Here is a 23,904-nt window from a genome sequence, read left to right as displayed (position 1 = left end):
GAGGAACCATCGATCATGTGGAAGGGGATATTGGAGCATTACCGGGACCATCTGCCGATTACGGAACGGACGCCGATCATCTCCCTCCAGGAGGGAAACACGCCCCTCATCCGCGCGGAGACGCTCTCGCAGGAGCTGGACATCGATCTGTACTTCAAAGTGGAAGGGGCCAATCCCACGGGCTCCTTCAAGGACCGGGGAATGGTGGTGGCCATTGCCAAGGCGGTGGAGGAAGGAAGTACCGCGGTGATCTGCGCTTCCACGGGAAACACTTCCGCTTCCGCCGCCGCTTACGCCGCGCGGGTCGGCCTCCGCGCCATCGTGTTGGTTCCCGACGGTCACATTGCCGTGGGCAAGCTGTCCCAGGCGGTCATGTATGGAGCCGAAGTCCTGGCCGTGAAAGGGAACTTCGACCAAGCTCTGGACATCGTCCGCTCGATCAGCGAGGAGCACCCCTTCACGCTGGTCAACTCCATCAACCCATACCGGCTGGAGGGACAAAAAACCGCGGCCTTCGAAGTGTGCGACCGGCTGGGGGAAGCGCCGGACGTGCTGGCCATTCCCGTGGGGAATGCAGGGAACATTTCGGCCTACTGGAAGGGCTTCGTGGAATACCACGAGGCGGGTGTCATCCGCCGGCTGCCGCAAATGTGGGGATTCGAGGCGGAAGGGGCGGCCGCCATCGTTCGGGGCGAACCGATTCCCAATCCGGAGACCGTCGCCACGGCCATCCGCATCGGCAACCCCGCCAGCTGGAAACTGGCCGTCCGGGCGCAACGGGAATCGGGAGGGCGCATCGACAGCGTGTCCGATGAGGAGATTTTGCAGGCTTATCGCCGGCTGGCTCGGGCAGAGGGGATCTTTGCCGAACCCGCCTCCGCCGCGTCCCTTGCCGGTGTGATCAAAATGCGGGAGAAGGGACAGCTTGCCCCCGGCGCCCGGGTAGTGGCCGTATTGACCGGCAACGGCTTGAAGGATCCGTCCACCGCCCTGGAGGCCGTCGCCGTGAAACCCCGCGTCATCCCATGCGATCCGGAGGCCGTGCTCCGGGCGATCTCGGAAAGAGGGATGAGTCATGGCGCCCTTTGATGATTTTGAAGTGGTGGTGCCCGCCAGCACCGCCAACATGGGACCCGGTTTCGATTCCCTGGGGATGGCGTTAAACCTCTTTCTCCGCCTGCGCTTTTCGCATCAGGATCGGATGGAGATCGTCCTCAGGGGCGACCAGTGGAGGGGCGTCCCGACCGACGGCCGAAATTTGGTCATCCACGTTATGCGCGAAGCCTTTCGACGAATGGGGAGAGAGATGCCCCCCTTTCGCCTGGAAATGGAGAGCGGCATCCCGCTGATGCGGGGGCTGGGGTCCAGCGCCGCGGCCGTCGTCGGCGGCTTGTTGGCGGCAAATCATCTGCTGGGTGGTCCGTGGAGTGAAGAAGAGATTTTGCTTCAGGCGACGCGCCGGGAAGGGCATCCGGACAACGCCGCCGCCTCCCTCTTCGGCGGAGTGGTGATCTGTTCCTGGGACGGAGAGCGGGTTTATCACGTTCAGGGTCCTCCCCCTCCCCTGCACGTGGTTACGGCGATTCCTTCCTTTTCCCTCTCCACGGAACAGGCGAGAAGGGTGCTTCCCCGAAACCTTCCCCATTCCCGGGCGGTGTTGGCGAGCAGCCGGGCCAATCTCCTGACGGCGGCACTGCTGACCGGAAGATGGGAGCTGTTGGAGGTGGCGATGGAGGACTGGTTTCATCAACCCTATCGGTTTCCGCTGGTCCCCGGCATGGAAGAGGTGCTGGCGGATTCCCGTCGGCACGGTGCGTTGGGCGTCGCTCTGAGCGGCGCGGGTCCCACCTTGATCGCCTTAACGCGGGAACCGGGACGTGTCGGGCGTTTTATGAAGGAAGTGTTCGCCCGCCACGGGATCTCCGTGCGGATCCTGTCCCTGCTCCCCTTTGCGGAGGGGGCATCTGTACGCTTGACAATCGGAATGGGTCGTAGTAAATTCATGGGAAACACCGAAGGAGTTGAAACATGAAAAGGACGGTTGCATATCTGGGACCGGCAGGGACATTCACCCATGAGGCGACGCGCGCTTTTTTCCCCGAAGATGATGTGGAGCTGGTGGAGTATCCGTCGATTCCCGATGTGTTGGATGCCGTCGACGCCGGGCATTGCCATTACGGCGTCGTCCCGGTGGAAAACGCCATCGAGGGATCGGTGGTCCTCACCCTCGATTGGTTGATCCATCAGGTGGATGTGTTGATCGTCGGGGAATTGGTGTATCCGATCGCACAGTGTTTGCTGGTTCATCCCTTCCAGGCGGGCAGGTCCCCGGAGGAATGGACCCGGGTGATTTCTCATCCCCAGGCGGTGGCTCAGTGTCGACTGTATCTGCGGGAACATCTTCCCGGTGCCGAGGTTTCTTTTGCCGAAAGCACGGCGGAGGCCGCCCGGCAGGTGAAAAGCCGTCCCGACGAGGCGTGGGTGGCCATCGGAACCCGGACGGCGGGGGAACTGTACGGCCTCCATGTGCTGGAGGAGGATGTGCAGGACCATCCGAACAATTTCACCCGTTTCATCGCCGTGGGCAAAGAACCGCTTCCCAAAAGGAACAGGGATCCGGAGCTTCACAAGACGAGCATTCTGGTCACGCTGCCTTCCGACTATCCGGGGGCCCTGCACCAGGTCCTGTCCGCCTTCGCCTGGCGTCAGCTCAACTTGTGCCGGATTGAATCCAGGCCGACCAAAAAGGGGCTGGGCAGCTATCATTTCTTTATCGATGTGGAGAAGGATTGGGACCCGGTTTTAATGGCCGGAGCGGTGGCGGAAATCGAGGTCTTGGGCTGCCACGTGCGTCGGCTGGGCTCCTTTCCCTGTTACCGCGTCTCGCAGGGAGCGAAGCCGATTGTTCGTTGACATTTTGTTGTGACGAGACTATAATGTTCGATAAATGAAATATTGCAATCCTTTTGATAGTCAGGAGGATACCTAGGGTTCCGCTTCGCCGAGGGGCGAAGGACTGGTCCGAGCGGTATCAACACCGTGATCGGTGTACACCGTGGGGAAAAAAGCCTCGTGCGGCAGGTTCTGACTGCTGGTCGGAGTCTGCACGGAAGAGGCTTTTATCATTTTGTGCATATATCGGGGGGAGTGCTGAGCAATGGAAGAGAGAGAAGAGCGATGGGTGTACATCAACGGGAAGTATTTTCGAAAGGATGAGGCGAAAGTTTCCGTTTTTGACCACGGTTTTCTGTATGGAGACGGGGTGTTTGAAGGAATCCGGGTCTACGACGGAAATGTGTTTCGTCTGAAGGAACACCTGGAGCGCCTGTACGATTCGGCCAAATCGATCATGCTGAAGATTCCGATGACCATGGAAGAGATGCAGCAGGCCGTCGTCGATGCGGTCCGCAAAAACGGACTGCGTGATGCGTATATCCGGTTGGTCGTCTCCCGGGGGGCGGGATCCTTGTCGCTGGACCCGGAGAGCTGTTCGGATCCCCAAGTCATCATTATCGTCGATCAGGTTCGCCTCTTCTCCCAGGAGCTGTATGACAACGGACTGCCCATCGTGACCGTTCCGACCCGGCGCAACATCCCGGATGCACTGAATCCAAAAATCAAATCTTTGAATTATCTGAACAATATTCTCGTGAAAATCGAGGCAAACCGAGCCGGCGTGGGGGAAGCTCTGATGCTCAACGAAGACGGATACGTGGCCGAGGGATCGGGGGACAACATCTTCATCGTGAAAAAGGGAGTTCTTTACACTCCTCCGGGATATGTGGGAGCTTTGGAGGGAATCACGCGCAAGGCGATCATGGACCTGGCGGATCAACTGGGATACCCGGTCAAGGAACAGCCCTTCACCCGACACGATGTGTATATTGCCGATGAAGCGTTCCTCACGGGAACGGCCGCCGAAGTGATCGCCGTCGTCGAAGTGGACGGCCGCCAGATCGGTACCGGCAAGCCGGGACCGATCACCCGAAGCTTGTTGGAGGCGTTCCGGAAGTTGGTTCGGGTGGACGGCGTGCAGGTGTATCCGGAGGTGAGCGCTGCGTCGCAGTTGGGATGAAGCTGACGCTGTGGGGTGGGCAAATCATCTGCCGCGGGATGAAGATGCTCTGCCGATGCGGCGGGGCATCGTTTCTCCCGACGGCACTTTACGGGGCTTTCGGCCCTTTTTTGTTATCGGCGTGATTCCATGGCCTGGAGGAGAAGAGGATGAACGTACGACTGTTGGATCCGGAAGATGCGGTGTCCTTTCGGGAGCTGAGGTTGAGAGCGCTGAGAGACCATCCCGATGCCTTTGGTAAGTCCTATGAGGAAGCGGTGAATCTTTCCATCGAGGAAACGGCGGAAAGGCTGAAGCCCTCCCCCGATGCCTTCGTCCTGGGAGCCTTTGATGCGGCGGGGAAGCTGGTGGGAATGGTCGGCTTTTACAGGGAGAAGGGGATGAAGAAGAGGCATAAAGGGGTGATTTGGGGGATGTATTGTCTTCCCGAATGCCGCGGGAAGGGAGTGGGAAAGGCGCTGCTGGCGGAGGCGGTGGAACGGGCCAGGAAGATGAAGGGGCTGGAGCTGATCACGCTACGCGTGGTCGCCTCCAATGACTCCGCCAAGAAGCTGTATTTGTCCGCCGGATTTCGAACATGGGGGAAAGAACCGAGATCGCTGAAAATCGGTTCCCGGTACATGGACCAGGAACTGATGGTGTTGGATTTCGGGTAAAAAGCGGGCGGGAGCGTTTTGCCGAAACGCTCCCGCCTGACGTTTATTCATCGGTGTTTATCAACAGCGTTTCCAGGGTGCGGCGCATCTCCGGAGTCAACGGCCGGCTCCGCTGCTCCCGGTAATCGAAGTGGACCAGCACCGCCCGACCGACGGCGACCAGTTTTCCGCTGTCCCGGTCCGTGATCCGGTGAAGGACGGTAAAACTGCTGTTCCCGATTCGCTCGATTTCCGTGGTGATCCGGAGCCATTGGGCGAAGGAGGACTGCGCCTTGTATTCACAACTGGTGGAAGCCACGATCAGTTTCCAATTTTTCACGTCCATCTCGGGATCGAGCATCCGGAACAGCTCCGTCCGGGCTGTCTCCATATACGTGTAATAGACGGCGTTGTTCACGTGGCCCAGCGCGTCGCATTCGTTGAAGCGGACCTGCAGCGTCGTAACCAGCGGCATTTCGGTTCCTCCCCATCGTCGTATTTTTCTTCCTCATTGTAATGGAAAGAGAGCTTTTTTTCACGAAAGGGGCCTGGTCCTGTTCCGGCTGCCCCCATTCGAAGGAAAAAGCGGCATCAGGAGGAGAAGGCCCGTCGATTCCGTTGGCTGCGGGTAACAAAGGGAATCCCTCCGTCGCCCGGCGAGGGATGCGAGTTATGCCAACACGTCCCGCCGGACGAACACGGTGAAGGCGATGATCAGGCCGGCCGCCGACCAGAGGGATAGGACGGACAGGGAGAAGGGAAGGCTCATGCCTTCAATCAGGATCGGTGCGCCGGACAAGTAATCGGTCAGCTTAAGGTTGGTAAAGGCCAAATATTTGAGGGATGTCCATGAAGGAGCGAGCTGTACCAGCAGGCTGCCCGCGATCAGGGCCGCCAGCATGATGCCCATGCTGGCGGCGGTGCTGCGAACGAGCACGGAGACCATGAAGGAGAGAGTGGCCACCGCCGTACAGGTGAACCATGCCAGCCCCAGGGCCATCAGGATGTATTTCCACTGGGGGACCAGATGAACGAAATCGGTGATGACATGTTCGCCTTTCATTTGGAATCCCGTCAACACCGGCATGCCCCATCCCCCGTATCCGAACACGGTTCCGGAGATGAGATAGGCCAATATGCCGGTGAGCAGCAAAATCAGGGAAATGACCAGCAGCAGGGCGACATATTTGCTGAGCAATATCTTCCATCGCCGTACCGGTCTGGCGAGTAGGAGTTTGATCGTCCCTTGACCGTATTCGGAGGATACGATGTCGGAGGCCACGACCACCACCAGTAAGGGAAGGAAGAGGGAGATGGACTCCTCGATGAACTTCCGGACAAAGGTGGGGCCTCCGGGGGCCGAGGGATTGATGTCGTGATCCAAATAGTACTGCTGCACTTGGATGCGCAGGCGCATGAACTCTTTCCATTCTTCCGGAACCCGGTTGGAGGCCAGGCGATTCTGCGTGTCGACGATTTGTTGTTGCAGGAGGGCCCGCCAATCGGAGGTACCCATCTGTTCCGTGGTGGTTTTGTAGGTTCGATATTGGGCGTACGTGAACACGGGAATCAGGACGAGCAGGATGAGAAAGATCACGAGCATGCGCCGTTTTCGAACCAATTTTAGCAATTCGTTGTAGACCAGACCGGTGAAATTACGCAATGGGATCGCCCTCCGTCATCTGCAGGAAGATATCTTCAAGCGTTTTCCTCCGCCGGTGGATTCCGGACACGAGGATGCCCGCATCCACCATCATGCGGACGGTTTCCCCGATGCGCTCCTCCGGGAGCTGCGAAGAGATGTGGTTTTCCCTTCTCTCCACGTTGGAGACGTACGGGAGATCGTTCAGAAGTTCCGCTCCGCGCTCTGGAGGATCCAACGTCCATTCGACGACCAGGGAGTCCCCGTCGACCAGGCGGTCGACGCGGTCGGTTTTGAGCAGCCGCCCCCGGCTGATGATCGCCACGCGGTCGCACATCAGCTGGACTTCATGCAGGATGTGGCTGGAGATGAAAACTCCGATTCCTTCTCCGCGGGCCAGTTTTCGGATGAAATCCCGGAGCTCCCGAATGCCTGCGGGATCCAGGCCGTTGGTCGGTTCGTCCAAAATCAGCAGTTTCGGCCGGCCGAGGAGGGCTTGGGCGATGCCCAATCGCTGCCGCATGCCGAGGGAGTAGGTTTTCACCTTGTCATCAATGCGCTTTTCCAATTCCACCAGGCGAATCACTTCATCAATCCGTTCCGGCGGGATGTCTCCCGCCATGCGGGCGAAATGCTCCAGGTTTTCCCTGCCGGACAAGAAGGCGTACATTTCGGGATTTTCCACGATGCAGCCCACATGGCGTATGGCCTTGAGGAAGTCCCTTTGGAGGTTGTGGCCGGCAATATGTACGGTTCCCCCGGTGGGGCGGATCAGGCCGACCAGCATGCGGATGGTCGTCGTTTTTCCCGCGCCGTTCGGCCCCAAAAAACCGAAGATTTCCCCCGGAAACACATCGAACTGGATGTCTTTTACAATTTCCCTGCCACCAATTCGCTTACACAAACTTTTCACCGACAAAACCGGTTCGCGCTGGGCCATGTGCGGTCATCTCCCCTTTTCCGGTTCTCCCATGGCATGGAGAAGGCGTTCGGCCATCTTCCGGTATCCCGCTTGGTTGGGATGAAAGTGGTCGCTGTACAAGTATCGCGACGGATCGAGTTGAAACAGGTCGAAGGTGGGGACCACCACAACCCGGGAGAATTGACGGGAGACTTCGGTGATCGTCTCGTTCCACTCCATCACCAGCCGGGAGGTTTCCCCCTGTCCCGAAAGATCACCGAAGGGATTGTACAATCCGTAGATAAAGATGGGGGCTTCACCGTTCAGTTCCCGAATCTCCCTCATGATGCGGGACAGATTCTTCCTGTAAGACGTCCTTCCTTCATCAATGGCCACCCGGTCCACCTGTTCCGGGCCCCCGCTGGCCCGGAAGAGGTCGTTGCCGCCGATGGTGATGGTGATCCAGGTGGCGCGCTTCAACAGTTGCCGCACTTCCGGCTGTCGGATCTGTTTGGCCAGATCGGCGGAGGTTTGTCCGTTGATTCCGAGATTCACCGCGGAGACCCGATCACCGTAAATTTTTTTCATCGCTTCGTAGACCAGCCCCACATATCCCTTCCCCGACATGTCCCCGGTTCCCCGGGTGAGGGAATCCCCCAGGCTGACAAGCACCTTGTTTTCTTTCTCGGAAAATCTTTCTTCCGGTGTGCCGGATGTGGGTTTCGGAGCGGGCGGGGCGGGATGGGTAAAGTCGATGACAGCCAGTGCAAAACCGGCTGCCAGAAGGATGAAGGAGAGGAGTGCCGCTGCGCCGACTGCGGTCCACAAGGGTTGTCCTTTGATCGTCAAAACCATCACCTTTTCCGCTAGAAGTGCGACTACTGCCTACGATATCCGGATTGGCAAAGATCGTCAACCGTCCGACGAACTTCCGAAAAGAAGGGAGCAATTCATCCATGGGCGCATATGTATGGTAATGATCATCGCTATTTCGTGGAGGGGAGTTCACCGTGAAAATTCATATCGTGCAACCGGGAGAAACCCTTGAAAGCGTCGCCGAGCGATACGGCATATCCGTCGAGAAATTGCTCCAAGCCAATGAATTGAATGAATCGGATACTCTGGAGGCGGGAATGAAAGTGCGCATTCCCACGGGGCGAGTGCCCGTGACACAGCAAACGGCCGAACCGGCGGGGGAGCGGCCGAAACCTCGGCCCGAGCCTCCGAAACACCGGCCCGAGCCCCCGAAACACCGGCCCGAGTCTCCGAAGCACAGACCCGAGCCGCCGAAAATGGAGCCCCAACCGCCCAAGAAAGAACCCAGACCGCCGAAAAGAGAGCACAGGCCGCCGAAGAAGGAGTATCCGTATCCAAATCCGTATCCATCGCCCTGGATGTCTCCCGACAGAAGCCCGTGGCGGGAAAGTCCCCCGCGTTGGAGGAGTCCGGAATACTGGGAGACCCCCCGCCGTTATCCCTACCCGTTGGATGAGCGGTATCCGGAGCCGGATTATCCCCGTTACCCTGAGCGCCGTCACCCCGGATACCCGGAACCGCACAAGCCGATGATTCCTCCCATGCTTCATCCAGTATATCCGTGGAACCCCTGTTGTTATCCTTGCATGCCCTTTCCGATGATGCCGATGCCGTATCCGATGATGCCCGGACCGCACATGTATCCTCCGATGGTGCCCTACAGGGGAATGGAGGGCGAATCCGTTTGGTATGACTCGATGGATTCCTCCTGGGAGGGGTCGGTGAGAACCTACGAGGACGAAGAGGGCAGTTCTGCGACCGACATGTGGGAATCCCAGGAAAACTAGCTGAACCGTGAAGGAAGCGAGGCGATTGTGGGGGAGGGAGAGGGATGAACCCGAATCACGTTCCCGAATGGGAACAGATATTGGGGATTCCCGTCAACGATTTTTTCCCCTTCCGGAGGAATGTGCGACTGATTACGCCGGCGGGGGATTGGGTGGTGAAGCCGGTCCGTGACCCGGTCCAATTGCGTTGGTGGATGTCCGTCGACCGGGAATTGCGGTTTCGCGGATTTCACGCCATGCCGCCGATTTACACGGACGGCAGCCGATGGGTGATCACGCCGGCGATTGACGGGTTTCCGGCGAACTATCGGAACAGGAAACAGGTCCGCAGGGCGGCGCGCCTTCTGGCCGTATTTCATCGCCTGGGGCGCGGACTGGCGACTCCCCCTTTTCATCGGAGAAGAGACCAATTCCTTCACAGGTTGGAAGCGCGGCTGTCCGAATTCGGCCGCCTGCTGAAAACTTCCGAGGGGATCGAAGGGGAGATCGGCGAACTGCTTCGGATTTACGGAAGGATGTACTTTCGATACGGTTTGGAAGCGCGGAGACAACTCGCCGGCTATCCCCTCTCCCGATTATTGGAACGGGAGCGGCGTGCCCGATGTGTCGTTCATCAAGACTTGGCCAGCCACAATTGGCTGTTGGACCGAGGGGGAAACCTCTGGCTCATCGATTTTGAAACGGCGGATTACGACTGGCAGTTGGGCGACCTGTGGCAACTGCTTTCCCGGGTGTTGCCGGAACAGGATTGGAGCCGATCCGTTTGGGACGAGGTGATTGCGGCCTATGGGGAGATTCGCCCTCTCTCCTCCTTGGAGCTGTCGATTCTGAAGAAGATGCTCGGGTTCCCCAATGAGTTCTTTCGGGAAGCCCTGGGGGTGCTCAAAGGGAAAAGGGGATACCATCCCGAGGTGGTCATTCCGTATCTGAAACGGATCGGGGAATCGACGGACAAGTGGAGACGTTTTTTGAGAATGATCCGCTGACGCGCGACGGCGAATGTTGACGCCTTTTCACCCGCCGGCGATCGGAGGGGCTGCTGCCGGTTGTCTTCCACCTGGAAGCTCCGCGGAGCGCCCCTTTTTTATTGGAAGGGAAGTAAATCCTGCAACTGGTGAGGGAATCGGGCTTGTGTTAAGATGGGGAAAGAACGGGATCGAGCATGGAAAATTGCTGGGAGGCAGCGGGAATGAGAGTGGGACTGGCCCAAATCCGTCCGGTATTGGGGCGGGTGGAAGAGAATTTGAAACTGCACCGGGAGATGATCCGCCGCGCCGAATCCGAGCGGGTGGATTTGCTGGTGTTTCCCGAATTGAGTCTGACGGGATACTCTTTGAAGGATTTGACCCTGGATGTGGCCCGCACCCTCCGGGATGAATCGATTCGGCGGCTGGTGGGTGAGTCGGGACGCATCGATTTGGTGTTCGGTTTGGTCGAGGAAGGACCGGGACATCTGTTTTACAACGCGGCGGTTTATGCGAGCGAAGGAAAGATTCGGCACGTCCACCGCAAGGTGTACCTGCCCACCTACGGGATGTTTGAGGAGGCCCGCCATTTTGCCCGCGGTCGTTCCTTTCGCAGTTTTGAGACGCGGTTCGGCCGCATGGGCCTTCTGATCTGCGAGGATGCCTGGCACCCTTCTGCGCCCTATTTGCTGGTTCAGGACGGGGCGGAATTTCTCCTCGTCCTTTCCAACGCTCCCGCAAAGGGGATGGGGGCACGGGGAATGTCCGCCGAAGAAACCTGGTACGGCCTGTTGACCAACCATTCCCTGCTCCACGGAACGATTACCTTCTATACCAACCGGGTGGGGACGGAAGACGGAATCACCTTTTTCGGCGGGTCGGCGGCGATCGATCCTTTCGGGCGGATTCTCGCGCGGGGAGAGCGGTTTGAACCCCAACTGGTAATGATCGATGTGAATCCGGAGGACGTGCGCCTTGCCCGATATCAGATGCCGATGCTGCGGGATGAAGATCTTGAGCTGACCGCCCGGGAGATCGAACGGATCGTGAAGCGGCGGTCCGAAGGGAGGGAACTCCCGTGAATCCGGTGGAGGAGATGCTTGCCCAGGCGCCCTATTTGCGGTTGGATGCGGAGCTGACCGTGGAACTGCTTACCCGCGCCCTTCGGGAGGAGGTGGAGAAGACCGGTTTCCGGAAGGTGATTCTCGGGGTTTCCGGCGGAATTGATTCGGCTTTGGCCCTGTTTCTGTGTGCCAGGGCGTTCGGGCCGGAGGGCGTGTTGGCCGTCTGCATGCCGTACCGGGAAAGCAGCCCCGACAGCCTGAAGGATGCCCGGGAGGCCGTCGAAGCCGTCGGGGTGGAGTCGGTTACCGTTGACATCACGCCGCAGATCGATGCGTATTTCGCGGGATTTCCCGATGCTTCCCCGCTGCGCAGGGGAAACAAGATGGCCCGGGAGCGGATGAGCATCCTGTACGATTTGTCGGCGGAGCATCAAGCCTTGGTGATCGGAACGAGCAATAAAACCGAGTTGCTCCTGGGTTACGGGACCCAGCACGGGGATATGGCGTCCGCCGTCAATCCCCTGGGGGATCTGTACAAAACCCAGGTCCGTCAGCTGTCGGCCCACCTGGAGGTTCCGGAATCGATCCTGAAAAAACCGCCCAGCGCCGATCTGTGGCCGGACCAGACGGACGAGGCGGAATTGGGCTTCTCTTATCTGGAGGTGGACCGTCTTCTCCATTTCATGGTCGACCGCCGTTATTCGCGGGAACGGTTGGTCCGCCGGGGGTTTGATCCGGAGCTGGTCGACCGGGTGCATCGGCGGGTCGTCGCCAACCAGTACAAGCGGAGGTTGCCGGTGATCCTCAAGGTGAGCGGGCGGACCATCGGCGCCGATTTTCGCTATCCGCGGGATTGGGGGTTGTAAAACTCCCGTGGTACTATAGAGAAGGACTTTTTTGGGTTGAGGAGTGAGGCAGATGGCTGGTCATTCCAAATGGAAAAACATTCAGCATCGAAAAGGGCGTCAGGATGCGCTGAGGGGAAAACTGTTCGCCAAGTTGGCGCGGGAAATTTTCGTCGCCGCTCGGGAAGGGGGCGGCAACCCCGACAACAATCAGAAGTTGCGGTTGGCCATCGCCAAGGCGAAGTCACAAAATATGCCGAATGATAATATAGAGAGGGCCATCAAAAAGGCGACCGGCGAAGACGGAGGGAAAGCCTATGAGCGGGTGACCTACGAGGGATACGGCCCGGGAGGAGTTGCGGTGATGGTGGAGGCCTTGACGGACAATCGGAACCGCACCGCCGCCGACATGCGATACATTTTCTCCAAAAAGGGCGGGAGCCTTGGGGAAGCCGGTTGTGTGGCCTGGATGTTTGACCGCAAGGGGCTTCTCACCATCAATCGGAACAGCACCGATAAAGATGAAGATGAAGTGCTGATGATCGCCCTGGAAGCCGGATCGGAAGACTTCCAGGTCTCCGGGGATTCCTTCGAGATCACCACCGCTCCCGAGGATTTCGAAACCGTAAAAAATGCCCTGGAGGAAATGGGCTTCACCTTCACGACGGCAGAGGTGACGATGATTCCCCAAAACACGGTCTCTCTGACCGGGGAGAACGCATCGAAGATGCTCGCCCTCATCGAAGCCCTGGAGGAACACGATGACGTGCAAAACATCCATTCCAACTTCGACATCGACGAGGAGGAAATGGAGAAGCTCAGCCAGGAGGCGTGAAGATAAAGAGGGGTTCATCGGGAACCGACCCGATGAACCTTCTTTTTCGGCGGGGCATCACTTTTTCGGCGGCTGTACGGTGAAGAAAGGGAGCTGTTCAACGCCGACCATCCGGGCGTAGACAAACAGTTGCCCCTTGTGGTGGATTTCGTGATCCCGCATCGTGATCAACCAATGTTCCCCGGTGGCGCGATAGGGTCCCCAGGGGATGGTTTGATCCAGGTGACGGTCAGTCAAGGCGTTGAAGTCGGATTTGGTTTTTTCGGTATGCTCGCTTACCAGGCGCCGGACATCCTCCATCGTTTCGAAGGAAGGAGGTTCGGATGGTTGCGGAAATTCCCCGTCTTTGACAGCCTGTACGAACATGCTTGAGGAGGTGGCGATATGGACCGCCAGGGCGCCGAGGGAAAAGGCTTCCTTCCAGGGTTTGTAATGCATGTGTTCGTTGCCGATCGCCTGCAACAATTCGTGAAGCACCGTGCGGTGACGAAGCCATTGCTGAAGCAGTGAATCCGCTCTGCTCATCGGTCCGCTCCTTTCTTTGGATGGTTTACGGGAGATCCCTAAAAAATCACCGTGGAAAAATTTTCAATCCATTTAAGAATAGCTCTGAAATCACGGCTTGTCAACTTGCCCGGATGTTCCGGGGCGTCGATTTCGTGGAGATGTGAAGGGCGATTGCCTGCCACCGTGAGCAGAGCCGAAGCGCTCACCTGTCTGATGGGAGTTGGCCGGCGGCGAGGACCGGAGATGAGCGACGGCAAATGCGTTCTTACGGGCTGAAAAATAGGAGAAATGTAGTAGAATAATAGAATATGAGGCCAGCCTTTTAATGCAACACAACAGACTTTGCCACCCCGCGGAAGGGGAGGAACCGATTTTCACACGACTGATATATATAAACAAAGCGGGAGAGGAGAGAAGACCTGTGAGGAAGGGCGTTTGGGCGATGGTTTTTCTGTTGTGTTGGTGGGTGATCGGCCCCGTGCCCTTGGAGAATCAGACTGTGGATGGTTCACAGCCCGGGGTTGATCATCGGGAGGTTCTCGAGAAGAAATTAAAACGGCTGGATTCACAAACTGCGGTTTTAGGAGCGGAGCCCGCGGCCGAGCAAACCGAGGTTTTTGGAATGAAGTCTTCAGCCGAAAAGAAGAAGAACGAAGCGGAAAAGAAGAAGATCGTAGCCGAAAAACAGAAGAGTGAAAAGGCGGAACCAAAGCGGCAAAGGGAGCCCGAAAAAAAGAAATCCGCGGATACCCCCGACCGCCGAACGGATGACGGGAAGCGTTCCGTTCTATACTTTCACGGGCCGAGGGACAAAAAGAGAGTTGCCCTTACCTTTGATGACGGTCCGGATTGGAGGTATACGTCCCGCATTTTGGACATTCTGAAGCGGGAGAAGGTGCGGGCCACCTTTTTCCTCGTGGGGAGGATGGCGGAGCAGCGTCCCGATCTGGTTCGCCGGATGGTAAGGGAAGGGCATGTGGTGGCGAACCATTCGTGGAACCATCCCAATTTGGCCCGATTGGATTCAAGCCGGGTGAGGCGGGAAGTGGACAGGACCAACCGGGTGATTTCGGAGATTACGGGAAGGTCGCCGAAGTTGTTCCGGGCTCCCTACGGGAGTCTGGACCGGCGCGTGGAGCGGCTGATCCGCCAAAGGGGCATGATCATCGTCCATTGGAATGTGGACACGAGGGATTGGGACGGGAGATCTTCCGATCGGATCATCCGAACGGTGCGACAGCAGGCCGGGCCGGGTTCCGTCATTCTACAGCACACCGCCGGTAGGAATCTGGAGAACACGGTGCAGGCCCTTCCCCGGATAATCGCCGACCTGAAAAAGCGGGGCTATGAGATGGTCACCGTGCCTGAACTGCTGAAGGTTCCCGCCTACGAGGAAGATGAGGGAAAACGCGAATCCCTCGGAGCGGTTCGGTAGAGATTCGTGGAGGTTCCCCCCGTGGTTCGAGGAAAAATGTGCTATAATCGTAGAGAGAATGCGCGTTCGCACTCAAGGAGGAAACAGTGTGAAAATCATCGGGATCGATCCCGGCATCGCCATCGTGGGTTACGGCGTGTTGGAGCAGCGGGGAAATCGCTTGATTCCCCTCGATTACGGCTGCATCCGGACGGAGGCGGGCCTGTCCGTACCGGCCCGTTTGAAGCGGATTTACGATGAGGCGCGGTGCCTTTTTCGGGAATACGGTCCGGACGTAGTGGCGGTGGAGAAGCTTTTCTTCAATCGAAATGTGACCACCGCCTTTACGGTCGGACAGGCGAGGGGCGTCCTCTTGCTGGCATCCGAGGAAGCCGGGGTGCCGGTGACCGAATATACGCCGCTGCAGGTGAAAATGGCCGTCGTGGGATACGGCCAGGCGGAAAAGCGGCAGGTGCAGGAGATGGTACGCCTGCTTCTGTCCCTGTCCGAGGTCCCGAAGCCGGACGATGCGGCGGATGCCTTGGCCATCGCCATCTGCCAGGCCCATTCGACCGGGTTGGAGCGCTTGGAAAGGGGAGGATGGGCGTGATCGAATTTGTGGAAGGCGAGGTGGCCTGGACCGGTCCGAATTACCTGGTGATCAAGGAAGGGGGAATCGGTTACCGGGTGGTATGCCCCCGCCCCTACCTCTGGGATGAGGGGAAACGCGTCCGCCTTTACACGCATCCGGTTATCCGGGAGGATGGCTGGACGCTGTACGGCTTTCCCGACCGGGTCGAACGGGATCTGTTCTCCATGCTGTTGGAGGTGTCGGGGATCGGGCCCAAGGCGGGAATGGCCATCCTTGCCCGGGGGACGGTGGGTGAGGTGGTGAGCGCCATCCGGGGGGAGGACCTCCATTTTCTGACCCGCCTTCCGGGCATCGGGAAGAAGACGGCCCAACGCATTGTTCTCGACTTGAAGGACAAGCTGAAGGATTTCGACGTTCCCGTCGTCCAGGAGGATGTCTCTCCGACCGGCCCGCAATGGATCGCATCCGGGACCGCCGGGGAGGCGATTGAAGCCCTGATGGCCCTGGGATATAATGAGAAGGAAGCGAGCCAGGCGGTTCGGGAAGCCCGGAAGCTGATGGGAGACGCCGAACCGGCCCTTGATGATTGGATCCGTCAGGCGCTCCAGGTATCCGCCAAACGACCGGGAGGGGGGGGGTAACGTGGAGGAACGGATCATCTCCGCCCGTCAATCGGCGGAAGACGCGATGGAGGTCAGCCTGCGCCCCCGGTATCTGCATGAGTATATCGGTCAATCCCGGGTGAAGGAAAACCTGAAGGTGTACATAGAAGCGGCCAAGATGCGGAGGGAGGCCTTGGATCACGTCCTTCTGCACGGTCCCCCGGGGCTGGGGAAGACGACCTTGTCCACCATCATCGCCAATGAATTGGGCGTTCAGATCCGGACCACTTCCGGCCCGGCCATTGAGCGCCCCGGGGATTTGGCGGCCATTTTGACCAATCTGCAGCCGGGGGACCTGCTGTTTATCGACGAGATTCATCGCCTGAACCGTTCGGTGGAAGAGGTTTTGTATCCGGCGATGGAGGATTTTGCTCTGGATATCGTCATCGGCAAGGGGCCCAGCGCCCGATCGATCCGCCTGGATTTGCCTCCCTTCACCCTGGTGGGAGCGACGACCCGGGCGGGGTCTCTTTCCTCCCCCCTCAGGGATCGGTTCGGAGTGGTGTGCCGCCTGGAATATTACACGGTGGAGGAGCTGACGCAGATCGTCCGCAGAACCGCCGAGCTGCTCGGGATGTCCATTCGGACGGAAGGCGCCCGGGAAATCGCGGTGCGGTCCAGGGGCACCCCCCGCGTGGCCAACCGGTTGCTCAAACGGGTTCGCGATTTCGTTCAGGTGAGAGGGGCCGGCGTGATCACCCTGGAGGCGGCCCGGGACGCATTGGACCGGATCCAAGTGGACAAAATGGGATTGGACCAGGTGGACCACAAGCTGTTGATGTCCATCATGGAAAAATTCCGCGGCGGCCCGGTCGGACTGGAGACGATTGCCGCCACGATCGGGGAGGAAGCCCAGACGGTGGAGGACGTGTATGAACCGTACCTGATGCAGATCGGCTTTCTGGAAAGAACTCCCCGCGGGCGCGTGGTCACCCCCCGTTGTTATCAACATTTCGGGATGGAGATGCCACGATGAATCAGTTTCCGAAATTCCTGATCGTCACCGGAGTGGTCCTCGTGGTGATCGGCTTGCTGTGGCAGGTGGGCGGCCGTTGGTTTCATCTCGGTCGCCTGCCGGGGGACATCGTGATCGAAAAGGAAAACTTTCGTTTCTATTTTCCCATCGTCACAAGCATTCTTTTGAGCTTCGTGCTCTCACTGGTGCTCTATCTGCTCCGTTTTTTCCGGTAAACGGGTGGTATCCCGTAAAGTTTTGCGGATGACTGCCTGGTGGGCGGCACCTGCCGACCGATATCGCTTTCGGGGGCGGTCTTTTTGTTTGCCCTCGATGACGGGAAGAGGTTGAATGCATGGATGTGTCAGAGTTCGATTTTCATCTGCCCGAGGAGCTGATCGCCCAATCGCCGCCGCCCCGCCGCGCCGACTCCCGACTGATGGTGCTTGATCGGGAGACCGGGGAGCTGGAACACCGGCGCTTTTCCGATCTGACGGAATACCTGCGGCCGGGGGACGTGTTGGTTATCAACGATACCCGCGTCCGGCCCGCCCGGCTGATCGGAATGAAAAAGGAGACCGGCGGCCGCGTCGAGATTCTGCTGCTGAAGCCGCTGGGAGAGGATCGCTGGGAGGTTTTGGCCAAGCCGGCCCGGCGGCTGAAACCGGGGAGCACCATCCTGTTCGGAAACGGGGAGCTTCAGGCGGTGGTGGAAGGGGAATCCGGCGTGGCGGGAGGGCGTATCGTCCGGCTCGCCTACGAGGCGGAGGATTTGGAGGCGCTGCTGGAGCGGCTCGGGGAAATGCCGCTTCCCCCCTATATTCGGAAGCGCCTCGAGGATCCTGAGCGCTATCAAACGGTTTACGCGCGGGCGGTGGGTTCGGCAGCGGCTCCGACGGCCGGTTTGCATTTTACACCGGAACTTCTGGAGGAAATCCGAGACAAAGGAGTGGACATCGCTTCGGTCACCCTGCACGTGGGACTGGGGACTTTTCGTCCCGTCACCGCCGAACGGGTGGAGGAACACCGGATGCATGCGGAATACTACGAGGTGGGCGAAGCGGCCGCGGAAAGGATTCGATCGGCCCGAAAGCGGGGCGGCCGCGTGGTGGCGGTTGGAACCACTTCGGTTCGCACCCTGGAAACCGTGGCCGGATTGCACGGGGAGATCGTTCCGGCCAAGGGCTGGACCGATATCTTCATTTATCCGGGGTATCGGTTTCGGGCGGTGGATGCGCTGATCACCAACTTTCACCTTCCCCGTTCCACGCTGCTCATGCTGGTGAGCGCTTTCGCCTCTCGGCGGCAGATCCTCGCCGCCTATGAAGAGGCGGTGAATCAAAGGTATCGTTTTTTCAGCTTTGGGGATGCCATGCTGATTCTTTAGCGCGATGGTGTCCAAAATGTTGTTGAACAGGTTTAACCCGATTGGGTTGTAAGGTATAATGGTACAAGCGGGAGGCGCGGTTCTTGGCTGTTCGATACGAATTGATCAAGGTATGCAAGCAATCGGGAGCCCGCTTGGGGCGGCTCCACACCCCTCACGGAACCTTTGAAACCCCGATGTTCATGCCGGTGGGCACCCAAGCCACCGTCAAGACGATGAGCCCGGAGGAGCTGAAGGAGATCGGGAGCGGGGTTATCCTGGCCAACACGTACCATCTGTACCTCCGCCCGGGGCACGAAGTCGTGCGGGAGGCGGGGGGGTTGCACCGCTTCATGAACTGGAACCGCGGAATCCTGACCGACAGCGGAGGATTCCAGGTGTTCAGCCTCAGCACGCTCCGGAAGATTACGGAAGAAGGGGTTTCGTTCCGATCGCACATCAGCGGTGAACCGCTGTTTCTAAGCCCCGAGAAGTCGATTGAGGTCCAAAACGCCTTGGGGGCCGATATCATCATGGCTTTTGATGAATGTCCGCCCTTTCCGGCGGAGCGGGAATACGTCCGGGCTTCCCTGGAGAGGACCACCCGCTGGGCCGAGCGCTGTCTGAGGGCTCACCGCCGCCCGGAGGACCAGGCTCTTTTTGGGATCGTTCAGGGCGGGATGTATCGGGATCTTCGGGAGCAAAGCGCCGCGCAACTGGTCGCGATGGATTTTCCGGGATATGCCGTGGGCGGATTGAGCGTGGGGGAACCCAAAGAATTGATGTACGAGATCCTCTCCCACACCACGCCGCTGCTCCCGGCCGGGAAGCCCCGCTATCTGATGGGGGTGGGATCTCCCGACGCCCTGATCGAGGGGGTCATCCGCGGAATCGATATGTTTGACTGCGTTCTCCCCACCCGGATCGCCCGAAACGGCACCACCATGACCAGCCAGGGGCGATTGGTGGTGAGAAACGCGCGATACGCCCGGGATTTTTCGCCCTTGGACCCGGAGTGCGATTGCTATACGTGTCGCCATTACACACGGGCCTATATCCGCCATCTCATCAAAGCCGACGAAACCTTCGGCCTCCGTTTGACCACGTATCACAATCTCTATTTTTTGACCCGTTTGATGGAGCGGGTCCGGGAAGCGATCCGGGAGGATCGACTGCTCGACTTTCGGGATCAGTTTTTCGCGAAATATTACGGCGGTGATCAGGTCAAGGCCTTCTGAAGATGAGATTTCCACCTATAAGTGTTCCAGAAGAATCATGAAAAGGAGGAAGTCCCTTGAATAACGCATTTTTGGCCCAGTTGCTTCCTTTTATCTTGGTGCTGGTCGTGTTTTGGTTTCTTCTGATTCGTCCCCAGCAGAAGAGGCAGAAGGAAAGGAACGCCATGCTGCAATCCCTGAAGAAGGGGGACAAGGTGATCACGATCGGCGGATTGCACGGGACGATCACCGACCTGACCGAAGATCGCGTCACCTTGAAGGTGAGCGACAACACCCGCCTGGTTTTCGAGCGTTCGGCGGTCAATGCGGTGATCCGTCCGGAGGAGGAAGCCGGGGAGAAAAAAGAGTGAGAGTACATAGGGAGAATTCAAGGACCCGTTGCGGGTCCTTTTTGTTTAAAAGGAGGAATGTTCGGCGCGGGTCTTGTTCGGGGAGGGCAGAACCAGTTGACGCGTTCCCAGGGGATATTCGCTCAGCCGATAGGCCAAGCCGGTGGTGATTGAGGCCAGCAGGATCCCGGCGATCACATCGGCATACCAGTGAATTCCCAGGTAGATGACGGAAAACAGGATGACGGCCGCAGAAACGGCGGCGATCCACGCAAAGCGGACATTGCGGGACCGCAGGGCGATCGTCGCCAGGGTCAGGGAAATCGATGTGTGTAGGCTGGGGAAGGAGTTGTCCAATCCGGAAAAAAAGCGGTATTGATCCTCGAAAAGAGGATATGCCGTCAGATACAGGGGAGAAACCTCGGGATGGATGTACCAGGTTTCATTGACCGGTACAAACAGGAAAAAAGGGATGGCGATGACGTAATTGAGACCGAGCCCGTACAGCAGCGCATAGAGGGACCGTCGGTCCTGCTCGTGGTGGTATACGAACAGTGAGGCGAACATCATCACCGTGAAAACGATCACATAAAAGAAGGTCGTCACCTGGGTGAGCGCGTCATGTTCCAGCCACTTTTGAACAAGGGGAGTGATATTCCCTTCAAACAGGTATATGTATTGGGTGAAATCCGTTGTATTCAGATGGGACTCCACGATCAGTTCGAATTTGTTGAACAGGAGAATGAAAATGGCGCCCAGCACATGAGCGAGGAGGATCTTGCTTTTTATCAGATCCCTGCCGAAGTGAAGGATGACGGAAAGGGGATTTTTTTTCAAGGTGACGGTCAAAACAAGGAACAGGGTGACAAGGCCCGTCATCAGAATGGAGACTGCGGATTGAAACACAAAAAACCCTCCCACATCCGGTTTCCCCGCAAAAGAAATGCCCCGGAGGGAGCTTTCCGAAGCCAACGACGACTCTCTTAATTTTATTCCATCCGGGGGAGTTCGGTAAACCGTATTTCTTTGTTTTTACGGCCGATTGAGGAGGGAAAGGGAAGATCCCGCCAAGCGGATGAGGGGTTTTTTGTTTTTTCTCCCTGTACGCGGTCCATTCCGCGTTACGCCCCGCGGGTGTTGACACCGAATATCCCTCCCAGCGCGCCGAGGGCGAAAGCCCCTGCGGCAAAGGCGAGGGGATGGATCTGCATGGCGGCATCAAAGGCCAAAAATCCGATGAGGATGACGATCAAAGCATACAGGCATCCGACGGATCCGCCGTAAAGCCAACCCTTTTCCCCGGCGCGCCGGCCGCTGATCCACCCGCCGCCCAAAAGCGCCACACCGTTGATTCCAAAGGTGAAATAGGGAAGGTATTCTTCATCCACAGCAGCATATCGCAAAAGAAATGCCGCAAGCAGAGAGCCGATCAGCACCACCCCCCAAACGGCCACCAGCCCGAAAATCAGCGGAGAACCGGTTCGCCTCGGCGTCGATTCCGCAGATGGGTGTTTCACCAGAACCCCCTCCCGAATACGGTTTGTACATCCTATGATCGGAGGGGCTCGTTTATGCGGAGGGTAAAAACGGAGCGGGCGGGTCAAACTACAAAGGCAGACGGTGAAAAAGGGGCGAAGTCGGATGGAATGGACCGAGGTGTTTTTTCGGACCTTGTTCATCTATTTTTTTGTCTTGATAGTGATGCGCCTGATGGGGAAGAGGGAGATCGGGAAGTTATCCGTCTTTGATCTGGTGGTTTCCATTATGATCGCCGACCTGGCGGTGATTTCCATCGAGAATGGGGATCGGCCGCTGGTTCATGGGATTCTGCCCATCGCCACGTTGCTGGTGACCCAAATCGGACTATCCTATTTGTCATTGAAGAACAGGACCATTCGGCATATCGTCGACGGCAAGCCCGCGATGTTGATCAAAAACGGCCGAATCCAGGATAAGGTGATGGCCAAAAACCGATACAATCTCGATGATTTGATGGCACAGCTCAGGGAAAAGGGCATCGACAATGTCGCCGATGTGGAATTCGCCATTCTGGAAACATCGGGAAAGCTGAGCGTCTTTCCAAAGGAGGGAAAGAAACCGGTATCCAAGGAAGACCTTTTCCCGCTCCAAAGTACCAAGCCCTCCCAATTGCCCGTCTTTCTGATAGTTGAAGGACGGGTGCTAGAGGAGGGGCTGAGACGGATTGGGCGGGACCGCCTTTGGCTGGAGCAGGAGGTGCGGCGCAGGGGGCATCGCGGTGTCGAGGAGATTTTCCTCGCCACCATGGACGATCGCGGCCGCCTCCATCTCGATGGTCGGGACGATGGGGAGGAGGATTCGCCCGGAGGCGGTTAACGAGGCAGAAGTTTGGCCAGCCATTCGCCGATGACGGGCAGGCGGACGGCATCCTCTTTCCTGATCAGGGACAGGAATAACAGTGACGCCAGATACACTCCTCCGCCGACGGTCAAGGCCGTGAGCACCCGCGGCAGCATCGGCGCATCGTGGAAGGCATAGATCCAGTGGACGACGGCTCCCATCCAGACGACGGCCATGCCCAGTTTCACCCATTCCCGAAGGTGGATGGCAAAGGGAACAATGCGCAAAATCGTCAGGAAGTGAAGGACGGTCACGATGATGACGCCGCAGTTGATGGCGAGCGCCACGCCGTCGATTCCGAGACGGGGGTGTGAGGCCAGGGCGAAGATCAGCCCCGTTTTGATGACGGTGCCGAAGATCGAATTGCGCATGGATTCCTTTGCCCGGTCCAATCCCTGCAACACGGAGGCCAACGGACCCTGCAGGTAGAGGAAGATGGCAAAGGGGGCCAAAATTTTCATCATTCGGGCAACGCCTGCCTCGTTGTACAGCAGGAGGGAGAGCGGCTCCGCCAGAACGTACATCAAAGCGGCACAGGGTGCGCCGACGATGAGGGAGAGGCGGATGGCCTGGTTCAAACGGTGTTCCACCAGGAGATTCATTCTTCGGGCGGCGGCCTCCGAGACGGCGGGCACGAGGGAGACCGACAGGGCATAGGTGATGAACGAAGGGAAGGCGATCAGCGGAAAGGCCATTCCTTCCAACTGCCCGTACAGGGCCGTCGCTGTGGCTGTGCCGATCCCTGCCAGGGCCAGGCTTTGGGAAACGACGATGGGTTCTACCGCATAGGCCAGGGATCCGAACAGGCGGCTGGCCGTCACCGGAACGGAGATGCGCAGAAGCGGGTGAAGGGTGGATTCGAACCGGCGGAAAAGGGCCGCCTTTTCCCGCGCGATTCGACCGCGGAGCTTGAGAACCGGTCTTTTGGGATCCTTTCGGTAAGATCGAATCAACATCATCAGCCCGGCGAACTCGCCGCAGATGATGCCGACCATCGCGCCGGCGGAGGCGTATTCGACCCCGTAAGGAAGCAGAACTTGGGCCAGAATCAACACCGTGAAGATGCGGATGATTTGTTCGATGATCTGGGAAAAGGCGTAGGGACTCATGCGCTGCCTTCCCTGAAAATACCCTCGAAAGATGGAGGCGACGGCGACGATCGGGATGATCGGTGCAATTCCCAGCAGGGGGTACACGGCCCGCTCATCCGTCAGCAGGGTATTGGCGATCACCGGTGCCAGCAGAATCGTCAGAGCGGTGAACAAAAATCCCGTGATGGTCACGATGACGGTGGAGACGATCAGGAGGTTGCGGATCCTCCGTTCGTCTCCCGTCGCTTCCGCCTCGGAGACCAATTTGGAAATGGCCACGGGAAGCCCCGCCGTGGTCAGGGTGATCGCGAACAGCAGGATGGGGTAGGCCATCTGAAAAAGGCCCATTCCTTCGTCTCCGATGATTCGCGAAAGAACGATCCGGTACACAAAACCCAGCACTTTGGTGACGAAACCCGCTCCGACGAGAATGAGGGTTCCTCGGAGGAAGGACTGCTTGGTCAAGGGCGGCCCCTTCTTTCCCGTTGATTTTCATTCCTGATACAAGCCTATGCCCTCCTTCCCGTCTCTGATGACTCGTTCGGGAGCCGCCGTGCGGAACGGATTCCGGCGTTCCGCCGGTTTT

At 58.3% G+C, this 23,904-nt stretch carries 27 protein-coding genes; 19 read left to right on the top strand and 8 right to left on the bottom strand.

What is annotated here, in order from left to right:
- The first annotated feature begins 15 nt into the window (after window positions 1–15).
- The 5 genes from thrC (at window position 16) to CLV97_RS13840 (ending at window position 4,731) form a co-directional block, all read left to right on the top strand.
- The gene (thrC, locus tag CLV97_RS13860) at window positions 16–1,089 is read left to right on the top strand and encodes a threonine synthase (protein WP_106346121.1); all 1,074 of its coding nucleotides are present in this window, start codon (window positions 16–18) and stop codon (window positions 1,087–1,089) included.
- Window positions 1,076–2,032 carry a homoserine kinase gene (gene thrB, locus CLV97_RS13855; RefSeq protein WP_106346120.1) on the top strand — a complete coding sequence of 319 codons (957 nt, stop codon included), beginning with the start codon at window positions 1,076–1,078 and terminating at the stop codon, window positions 2,030–2,032. Before thrC ends, thrB begins: the two co-directional genes overlap by 14 nt.
- The gene (gene pheA, locus CLV97_RS13850; protein ID WP_106346119.1) at window positions 2,029–2,913 is read left to right on the top strand and encodes a prephenate dehydratase; all 885 of its coding nucleotides are present in this window, start codon (window positions 2,029–2,031) and stop codon (window positions 2,911–2,913) included. Before thrB ends, pheA begins: the two co-directional genes overlap by 4 nt.
- Before the next feature lie 244 nt (window positions 2,914–3,157).
- Complete coding sequence (gene ilvE, locus CLV97_RS13845) at window positions 3,158–4,075, top strand: branched-chain-amino-acid transaminase (protein WP_106346118.1); 918 nt, start codon at window positions 3,158–3,160, stop codon at window positions 4,073–4,075.
- 149 nt (window positions 4,076–4,224) lie between these two features.
- The gene (locus tag CLV97_RS13840) at window positions 4,225–4,731 is read left to right on the top strand and encodes a GNAT family N-acetyltransferase (RefSeq protein WP_106346117.1); all 507 of its coding nucleotides are present in this window, start codon (window positions 4,225–4,227) and stop codon (window positions 4,729–4,731) included.
- Window positions 4,732–4,774: 43 nt separating this feature from the next.
- Here CLV97_RS13840 and CLV97_RS13835 read toward each other — a convergent pair whose 3' ends face one another.
- The 4 genes from CLV97_RS13835 to CLV97_RS13820 form a co-directional block, all read right to left on the bottom strand.
- Window positions 4,775–5,185 carry an acyl-CoA thioesterase gene (locus tag CLV97_RS13835; protein ID WP_106346116.1) on the bottom strand — a complete coding sequence of 137 codons (411 nt, stop codon included), beginning with the start codon at window positions 5,183–5,185 and terminating at the stop codon, window positions 4,775–4,777.
- Between the two features lie 195 nt (window positions 5,186–5,380).
- Window positions 5,381–6,373, bottom strand: coding sequence for an ABC transporter permease (locus CLV97_RS13830; protein WP_106346115.1), 993 nt, complete (start codon window positions 6,371–6,373; stop codon window positions 5,381–5,383).
- On the bottom strand, window positions 6,366–7,292 hold the full coding sequence (locus tag CLV97_RS13825) for an ABC transporter ATP-binding protein (protein WP_106346114.1): 927 nt from the start codon (window positions 7,290–7,292) through the stop codon (window positions 6,366–6,368). The genes CLV97_RS13830 and CLV97_RS13825 overlap by 8 nt, the downstream gene beginning before the upstream one ends.
- 6 nt (window positions 7,293–7,298) lie before the next feature.
- The gene (locus tag CLV97_RS13820; RefSeq protein ID WP_170070545.1) at window positions 7,299–8,102 is read right to left on the bottom strand and encodes an SGNH/GDSL hydrolase family protein; all 804 of its coding nucleotides are present in this window, start codon (window positions 8,100–8,102) and stop codon (window positions 7,299–7,301) included.
- Window positions 8,103–8,263: 161 nt separating this feature from the next.
- Between CLV97_RS13820 and CLV97_RS13815 the strand changes: the two genes are divergently transcribed.
- The 5 genes from CLV97_RS13815 to CLV97_RS13795 all read left to right on the top strand — a co-directional run bounded on the left by CLV97_RS13815 (window position 8,264) and on the right by CLV97_RS13795 (window position 12,785).
- A complete protein-coding gene (locus CLV97_RS13815; protein WP_106346112.1) occupies window positions 8,264–9,076 on the top strand; it encodes a LysM peptidoglycan-binding domain-containing protein in 813 nt (270 codons plus the stop codon).
- Between the two features lie 44 nt (window positions 9,077–9,120).
- Window positions 9,121–10,062: a phosphotransferase gene (locus CLV97_RS13810; protein ID WP_106346111.1), complete on the top strand. Its 942-nt coding sequence runs from the start codon at window positions 9,121–9,123 to the stop codon at window positions 10,060–10,062.
- Window positions 10,063–10,265: 203 nt separating this feature from the next.
- A complete protein-coding gene (locus tag CLV97_RS13805; protein WP_170070544.1) occupies window positions 10,266–11,123 on the top strand; it encodes a nitrilase-related carbon-nitrogen hydrolase in 858 nt (285 codons plus the stop codon).
- Window positions 11,120–11,971, top strand: a complete 852-nt coding sequence (locus tag CLV97_RS13800) for an NAD+ synthase (protein ID WP_245891595.1) — start codon at window positions 11,120–11,122, stop codon at window positions 11,969–11,971. The genes CLV97_RS13805 and CLV97_RS13800 overlap by 4 nt, the downstream gene beginning before the upstream one ends.
- Window positions 11,972–12,023: 52 nt before the next feature.
- Window positions 12,024–12,785, top strand: coding sequence for a YebC/PmpR family DNA-binding transcriptional regulator (locus CLV97_RS13795; RefSeq protein ID WP_106346109.1), 762 nt, complete (start codon window positions 12,024–12,026; stop codon window positions 12,783–12,785).
- Between the two features lie 57 nt (window positions 12,786–12,842).
- Here CLV97_RS13795 and CLV97_RS13790 read toward each other — a convergent pair whose 3' ends face one another.
- The gene (locus CLV97_RS13790) at window positions 12,843–13,310 is read right to left on the bottom strand and encodes a DinB family protein (RefSeq protein ID WP_106346108.1); all 468 of its coding nucleotides are present in this window, start codon (window positions 13,308–13,310) and stop codon (window positions 12,843–12,845) included.
- A 604-nt stretch (window positions 13,311–13,914) separates the two neighbouring features.
- Between CLV97_RS13790 and CLV97_RS13785 the strand changes: the two genes are divergently transcribed.
- The 8 genes from CLV97_RS13785 (at window position 13,915) to yajC (ending at window position 19,869) form a co-directional block, all read left to right on the top strand.
- Complete coding sequence (locus CLV97_RS13785) at window positions 13,915–14,727, top strand: polysaccharide deacetylase family protein (protein ID WP_106346151.1); 813 nt, start codon at window positions 13,915–13,917, stop codon at window positions 14,725–14,727.
- A gap of 88 nt (window positions 14,728–14,815) precedes the next feature.
- On the top strand, window positions 14,816–15,316 hold the full coding sequence (gene ruvC / locus CLV97_RS13780) for a crossover junction endodeoxyribonuclease RuvC (protein WP_106346107.1): 501 nt from the start codon (window positions 14,816–14,818) through the stop codon (window positions 15,314–15,316).
- Window positions 15,313–15,939, top strand: a complete 627-nt coding sequence (ruvA, locus tag CLV97_RS13775) for a Holliday junction branch migration protein RuvA (protein WP_106346150.1) — start codon at window positions 15,313–15,315, stop codon at window positions 15,937–15,939. Before ruvC ends, ruvA begins: the two co-directional genes overlap by 4 nt.
- 1 nt (window position 15,940) lies before the next feature.
- Complete coding sequence (ruvB, locus tag CLV97_RS13770; RefSeq protein ID WP_211295760.1) at window positions 15,941–16,936, top strand: Holliday junction branch migration DNA helicase RuvB; 996 nt, start codon at window positions 15,941–15,943, stop codon at window positions 16,934–16,936.
- The gene (locus CLV97_RS13765) at window positions 16,933–17,151 is read left to right on the top strand and encodes a DUF2905 domain-containing protein (protein WP_106346105.1); all 219 of its coding nucleotides are present in this window, start codon (window positions 16,933–16,935) and stop codon (window positions 17,149–17,151) included. Before ruvB ends, CLV97_RS13765 begins: the two co-directional genes overlap by 4 nt.
- 119 nt (window positions 17,152–17,270) lie before the next feature.
- On the top strand, window positions 17,271–18,302 hold the full coding sequence (gene queA, locus CLV97_RS13760; RefSeq protein ID WP_106346104.1) for a tRNA preQ1(34) S-adenosylmethionine ribosyltransferase-isomerase QueA: 1,032 nt from the start codon (window positions 17,271–17,273) through the stop codon (window positions 18,300–18,302).
- An 83-nt stretch (window positions 18,303–18,385) separates the two neighbouring features.
- On the top strand, window positions 18,386–19,519 hold the full coding sequence (gene tgt / locus CLV97_RS13755) for a tRNA guanosine(34) transglycosylase Tgt (protein ID WP_106346103.1): 1,134 nt from the start codon (window positions 18,386–18,388) through the stop codon (window positions 19,517–19,519).
- 56 nt (window positions 19,520–19,575) lie between these two features.
- Window positions 19,576–19,869 (top strand): preprotein translocase subunit YajC, encoded by a 294-nt coding sequence (gene yajC / locus CLV97_RS13750; protein ID WP_245891593.1) that lies wholly within the window; start codon window positions 19,576–19,578, stop codon window positions 19,867–19,869.
- 45 nt (window positions 19,870–19,914) lie between these two features.
- On the opposite strand, the gene CLV97_RS13745 is transcribed toward yajC, so the two are convergent.
- The gene (locus CLV97_RS13745; RefSeq protein ID WP_146130500.1) at window positions 19,915–20,754 is read right to left on the bottom strand and encodes a phosphatase PAP2 family protein; all 840 of its coding nucleotides are present in this window, start codon (window positions 20,752–20,754) and stop codon (window positions 19,915–19,917) included.
- A gap of 215 nt (window positions 20,755–20,969) precedes the next feature.
- Window positions 20,970–21,365, bottom strand: a complete 396-nt coding sequence (locus tag CLV97_RS13740; protein WP_245891589.1) for a TIGR04086 family membrane protein — start codon at window positions 21,363–21,365, stop codon at window positions 20,970–20,972.
- 124 nt (window positions 21,366–21,489) lie between these two features.
- Between CLV97_RS13740 and CLV97_RS13735 the strand changes: the two genes are divergently transcribed.
- On the top strand, window positions 21,490–22,203 hold the full coding sequence (locus CLV97_RS13735) for a DUF421 domain-containing protein (RefSeq protein WP_106346101.1): 714 nt from the start codon (window positions 21,490–21,492) through the stop codon (window positions 22,201–22,203).
- Here the strand turns inward: CLV97_RS13735 and spoVB are convergent.
- Window positions 22,200–23,783: a stage V sporulation protein B gene (gene spoVB / locus CLV97_RS13730; protein ID WP_106346100.1), complete on the bottom strand. Its 1,584-nt coding sequence runs from the start codon at window positions 23,781–23,783 to the stop codon at window positions 22,200–22,202. The two genes, CLV97_RS13735 and spoVB, sit on opposite strands and share 4 nt — an antisense overlap.
- Between the last annotated feature and the right edge of the window lie 121 nt (window positions 23,784–23,904).

It is taken from the genome of Planifilum fimeticola, from assembly GCF_003001905.1.
GTDB lineage: Bacteria > Bacillota > Bacilli > Thermoactinomycetales > DSM-44946 > Planifilum > Planifilum fimeticola.
This window is presented reverse-complemented; position numbering and strand designations above follow the sequence as displayed.

Bases quoted from the DNA above. Each gene is read 5' to 3' on its own strand.
- CLV97_RS13810 (WP_106346111.1), top strand. From the start codon at position 9,121: ATGAACCCGAATCACGTTCCCGAATGGGAACAGATATTGGGGATTCCC.
- CLV97_RS13790 (WP_106346108.1), bottom strand. From the start codon at position 13,310: ATGAGCAGAGCGGATTCACTGCTTCAGCAATGGCTTCGTCACCGCACG.
- pheA (WP_106346119.1), top strand. From the start codon at position 2,029: ATGAAAAGGACGGTTGCATATCTGGGACCGGCAGGGACATTCACCCAT.
- ilvE (WP_106346118.1), top strand. From the start codon at position 3,158: ATGGAAGAGAGAGAAGAGCGATGGGTGTACATCAACGGGAAGTATTTT.
- CLV97_RS13835 (WP_106346116.1), bottom strand. From the start codon at position 5,185: ATGCCGCTGGTTACGACGCTGCAGGTCCGCTTCAACGAATGCGACGCG.
- CLV97_RS13825 (WP_106346114.1), bottom strand. From the start codon at position 7,292: ATGGCCCAGCGCGAACCGGTTTTGTCGGTGAAAAGTTTGTGTAAGCGA.
- CLV97_RS13805 (WP_170070544.1), top strand. From the start codon at position 10,266: ATGAGAGTGGGACTGGCCCAAATCCGTCCGGTATTGGGGCGGGTGGAA.
- thrC (WP_106346121.1), top strand. From the start codon at position 16: ATGTGGAAGGGGATATTGGAGCATTACCGGGACCATCTGCCGATTACG.
- CLV97_RS13735 (WP_106346101.1), top strand. From the start codon at position 21,490: ATGGAATGGACCGAGGTGTTTTTTCGGACCTTGTTCATCTATTTTTTT.
- CLV97_RS13840 (WP_106346117.1), top strand. From the start codon at position 4,225: ATGAACGTACGACTGTTGGATCCGGAAGATGCGGTGTCCTTTCGGGAG.
- CLV97_RS13795 (WP_106346109.1), top strand. From the start codon at position 12,024: ATGGCTGGTCATTCCAAATGGAAAAACATTCAGCATCGAAAAGGGCGT.
- thrB (WP_106346120.1), top strand. From the start codon at position 1,076: ATGGCGCCCTTTGATGATTTTGAAGTGGTGGTGCCCGCCAGCACCGCC.
- CLV97_RS13785 (WP_106346151.1), top strand. From the start codon at position 13,915: ATGAAGTCTTCAGCCGAAAAGAAGAAGAACGAAGCGGAAAAGAAGAAG.
- queA (WP_106346104.1), top strand. From the start codon at position 17,271: ATGGATGTGTCAGAGTTCGATTTTCATCTGCCCGAGGAGCTGATCGCC.
- CLV97_RS13765 (WP_106346105.1), top strand. From the start codon at position 16,933: ATGAATCAGTTTCCGAAATTCCTGATCGTCACCGGAGTGGTCCTCGTG.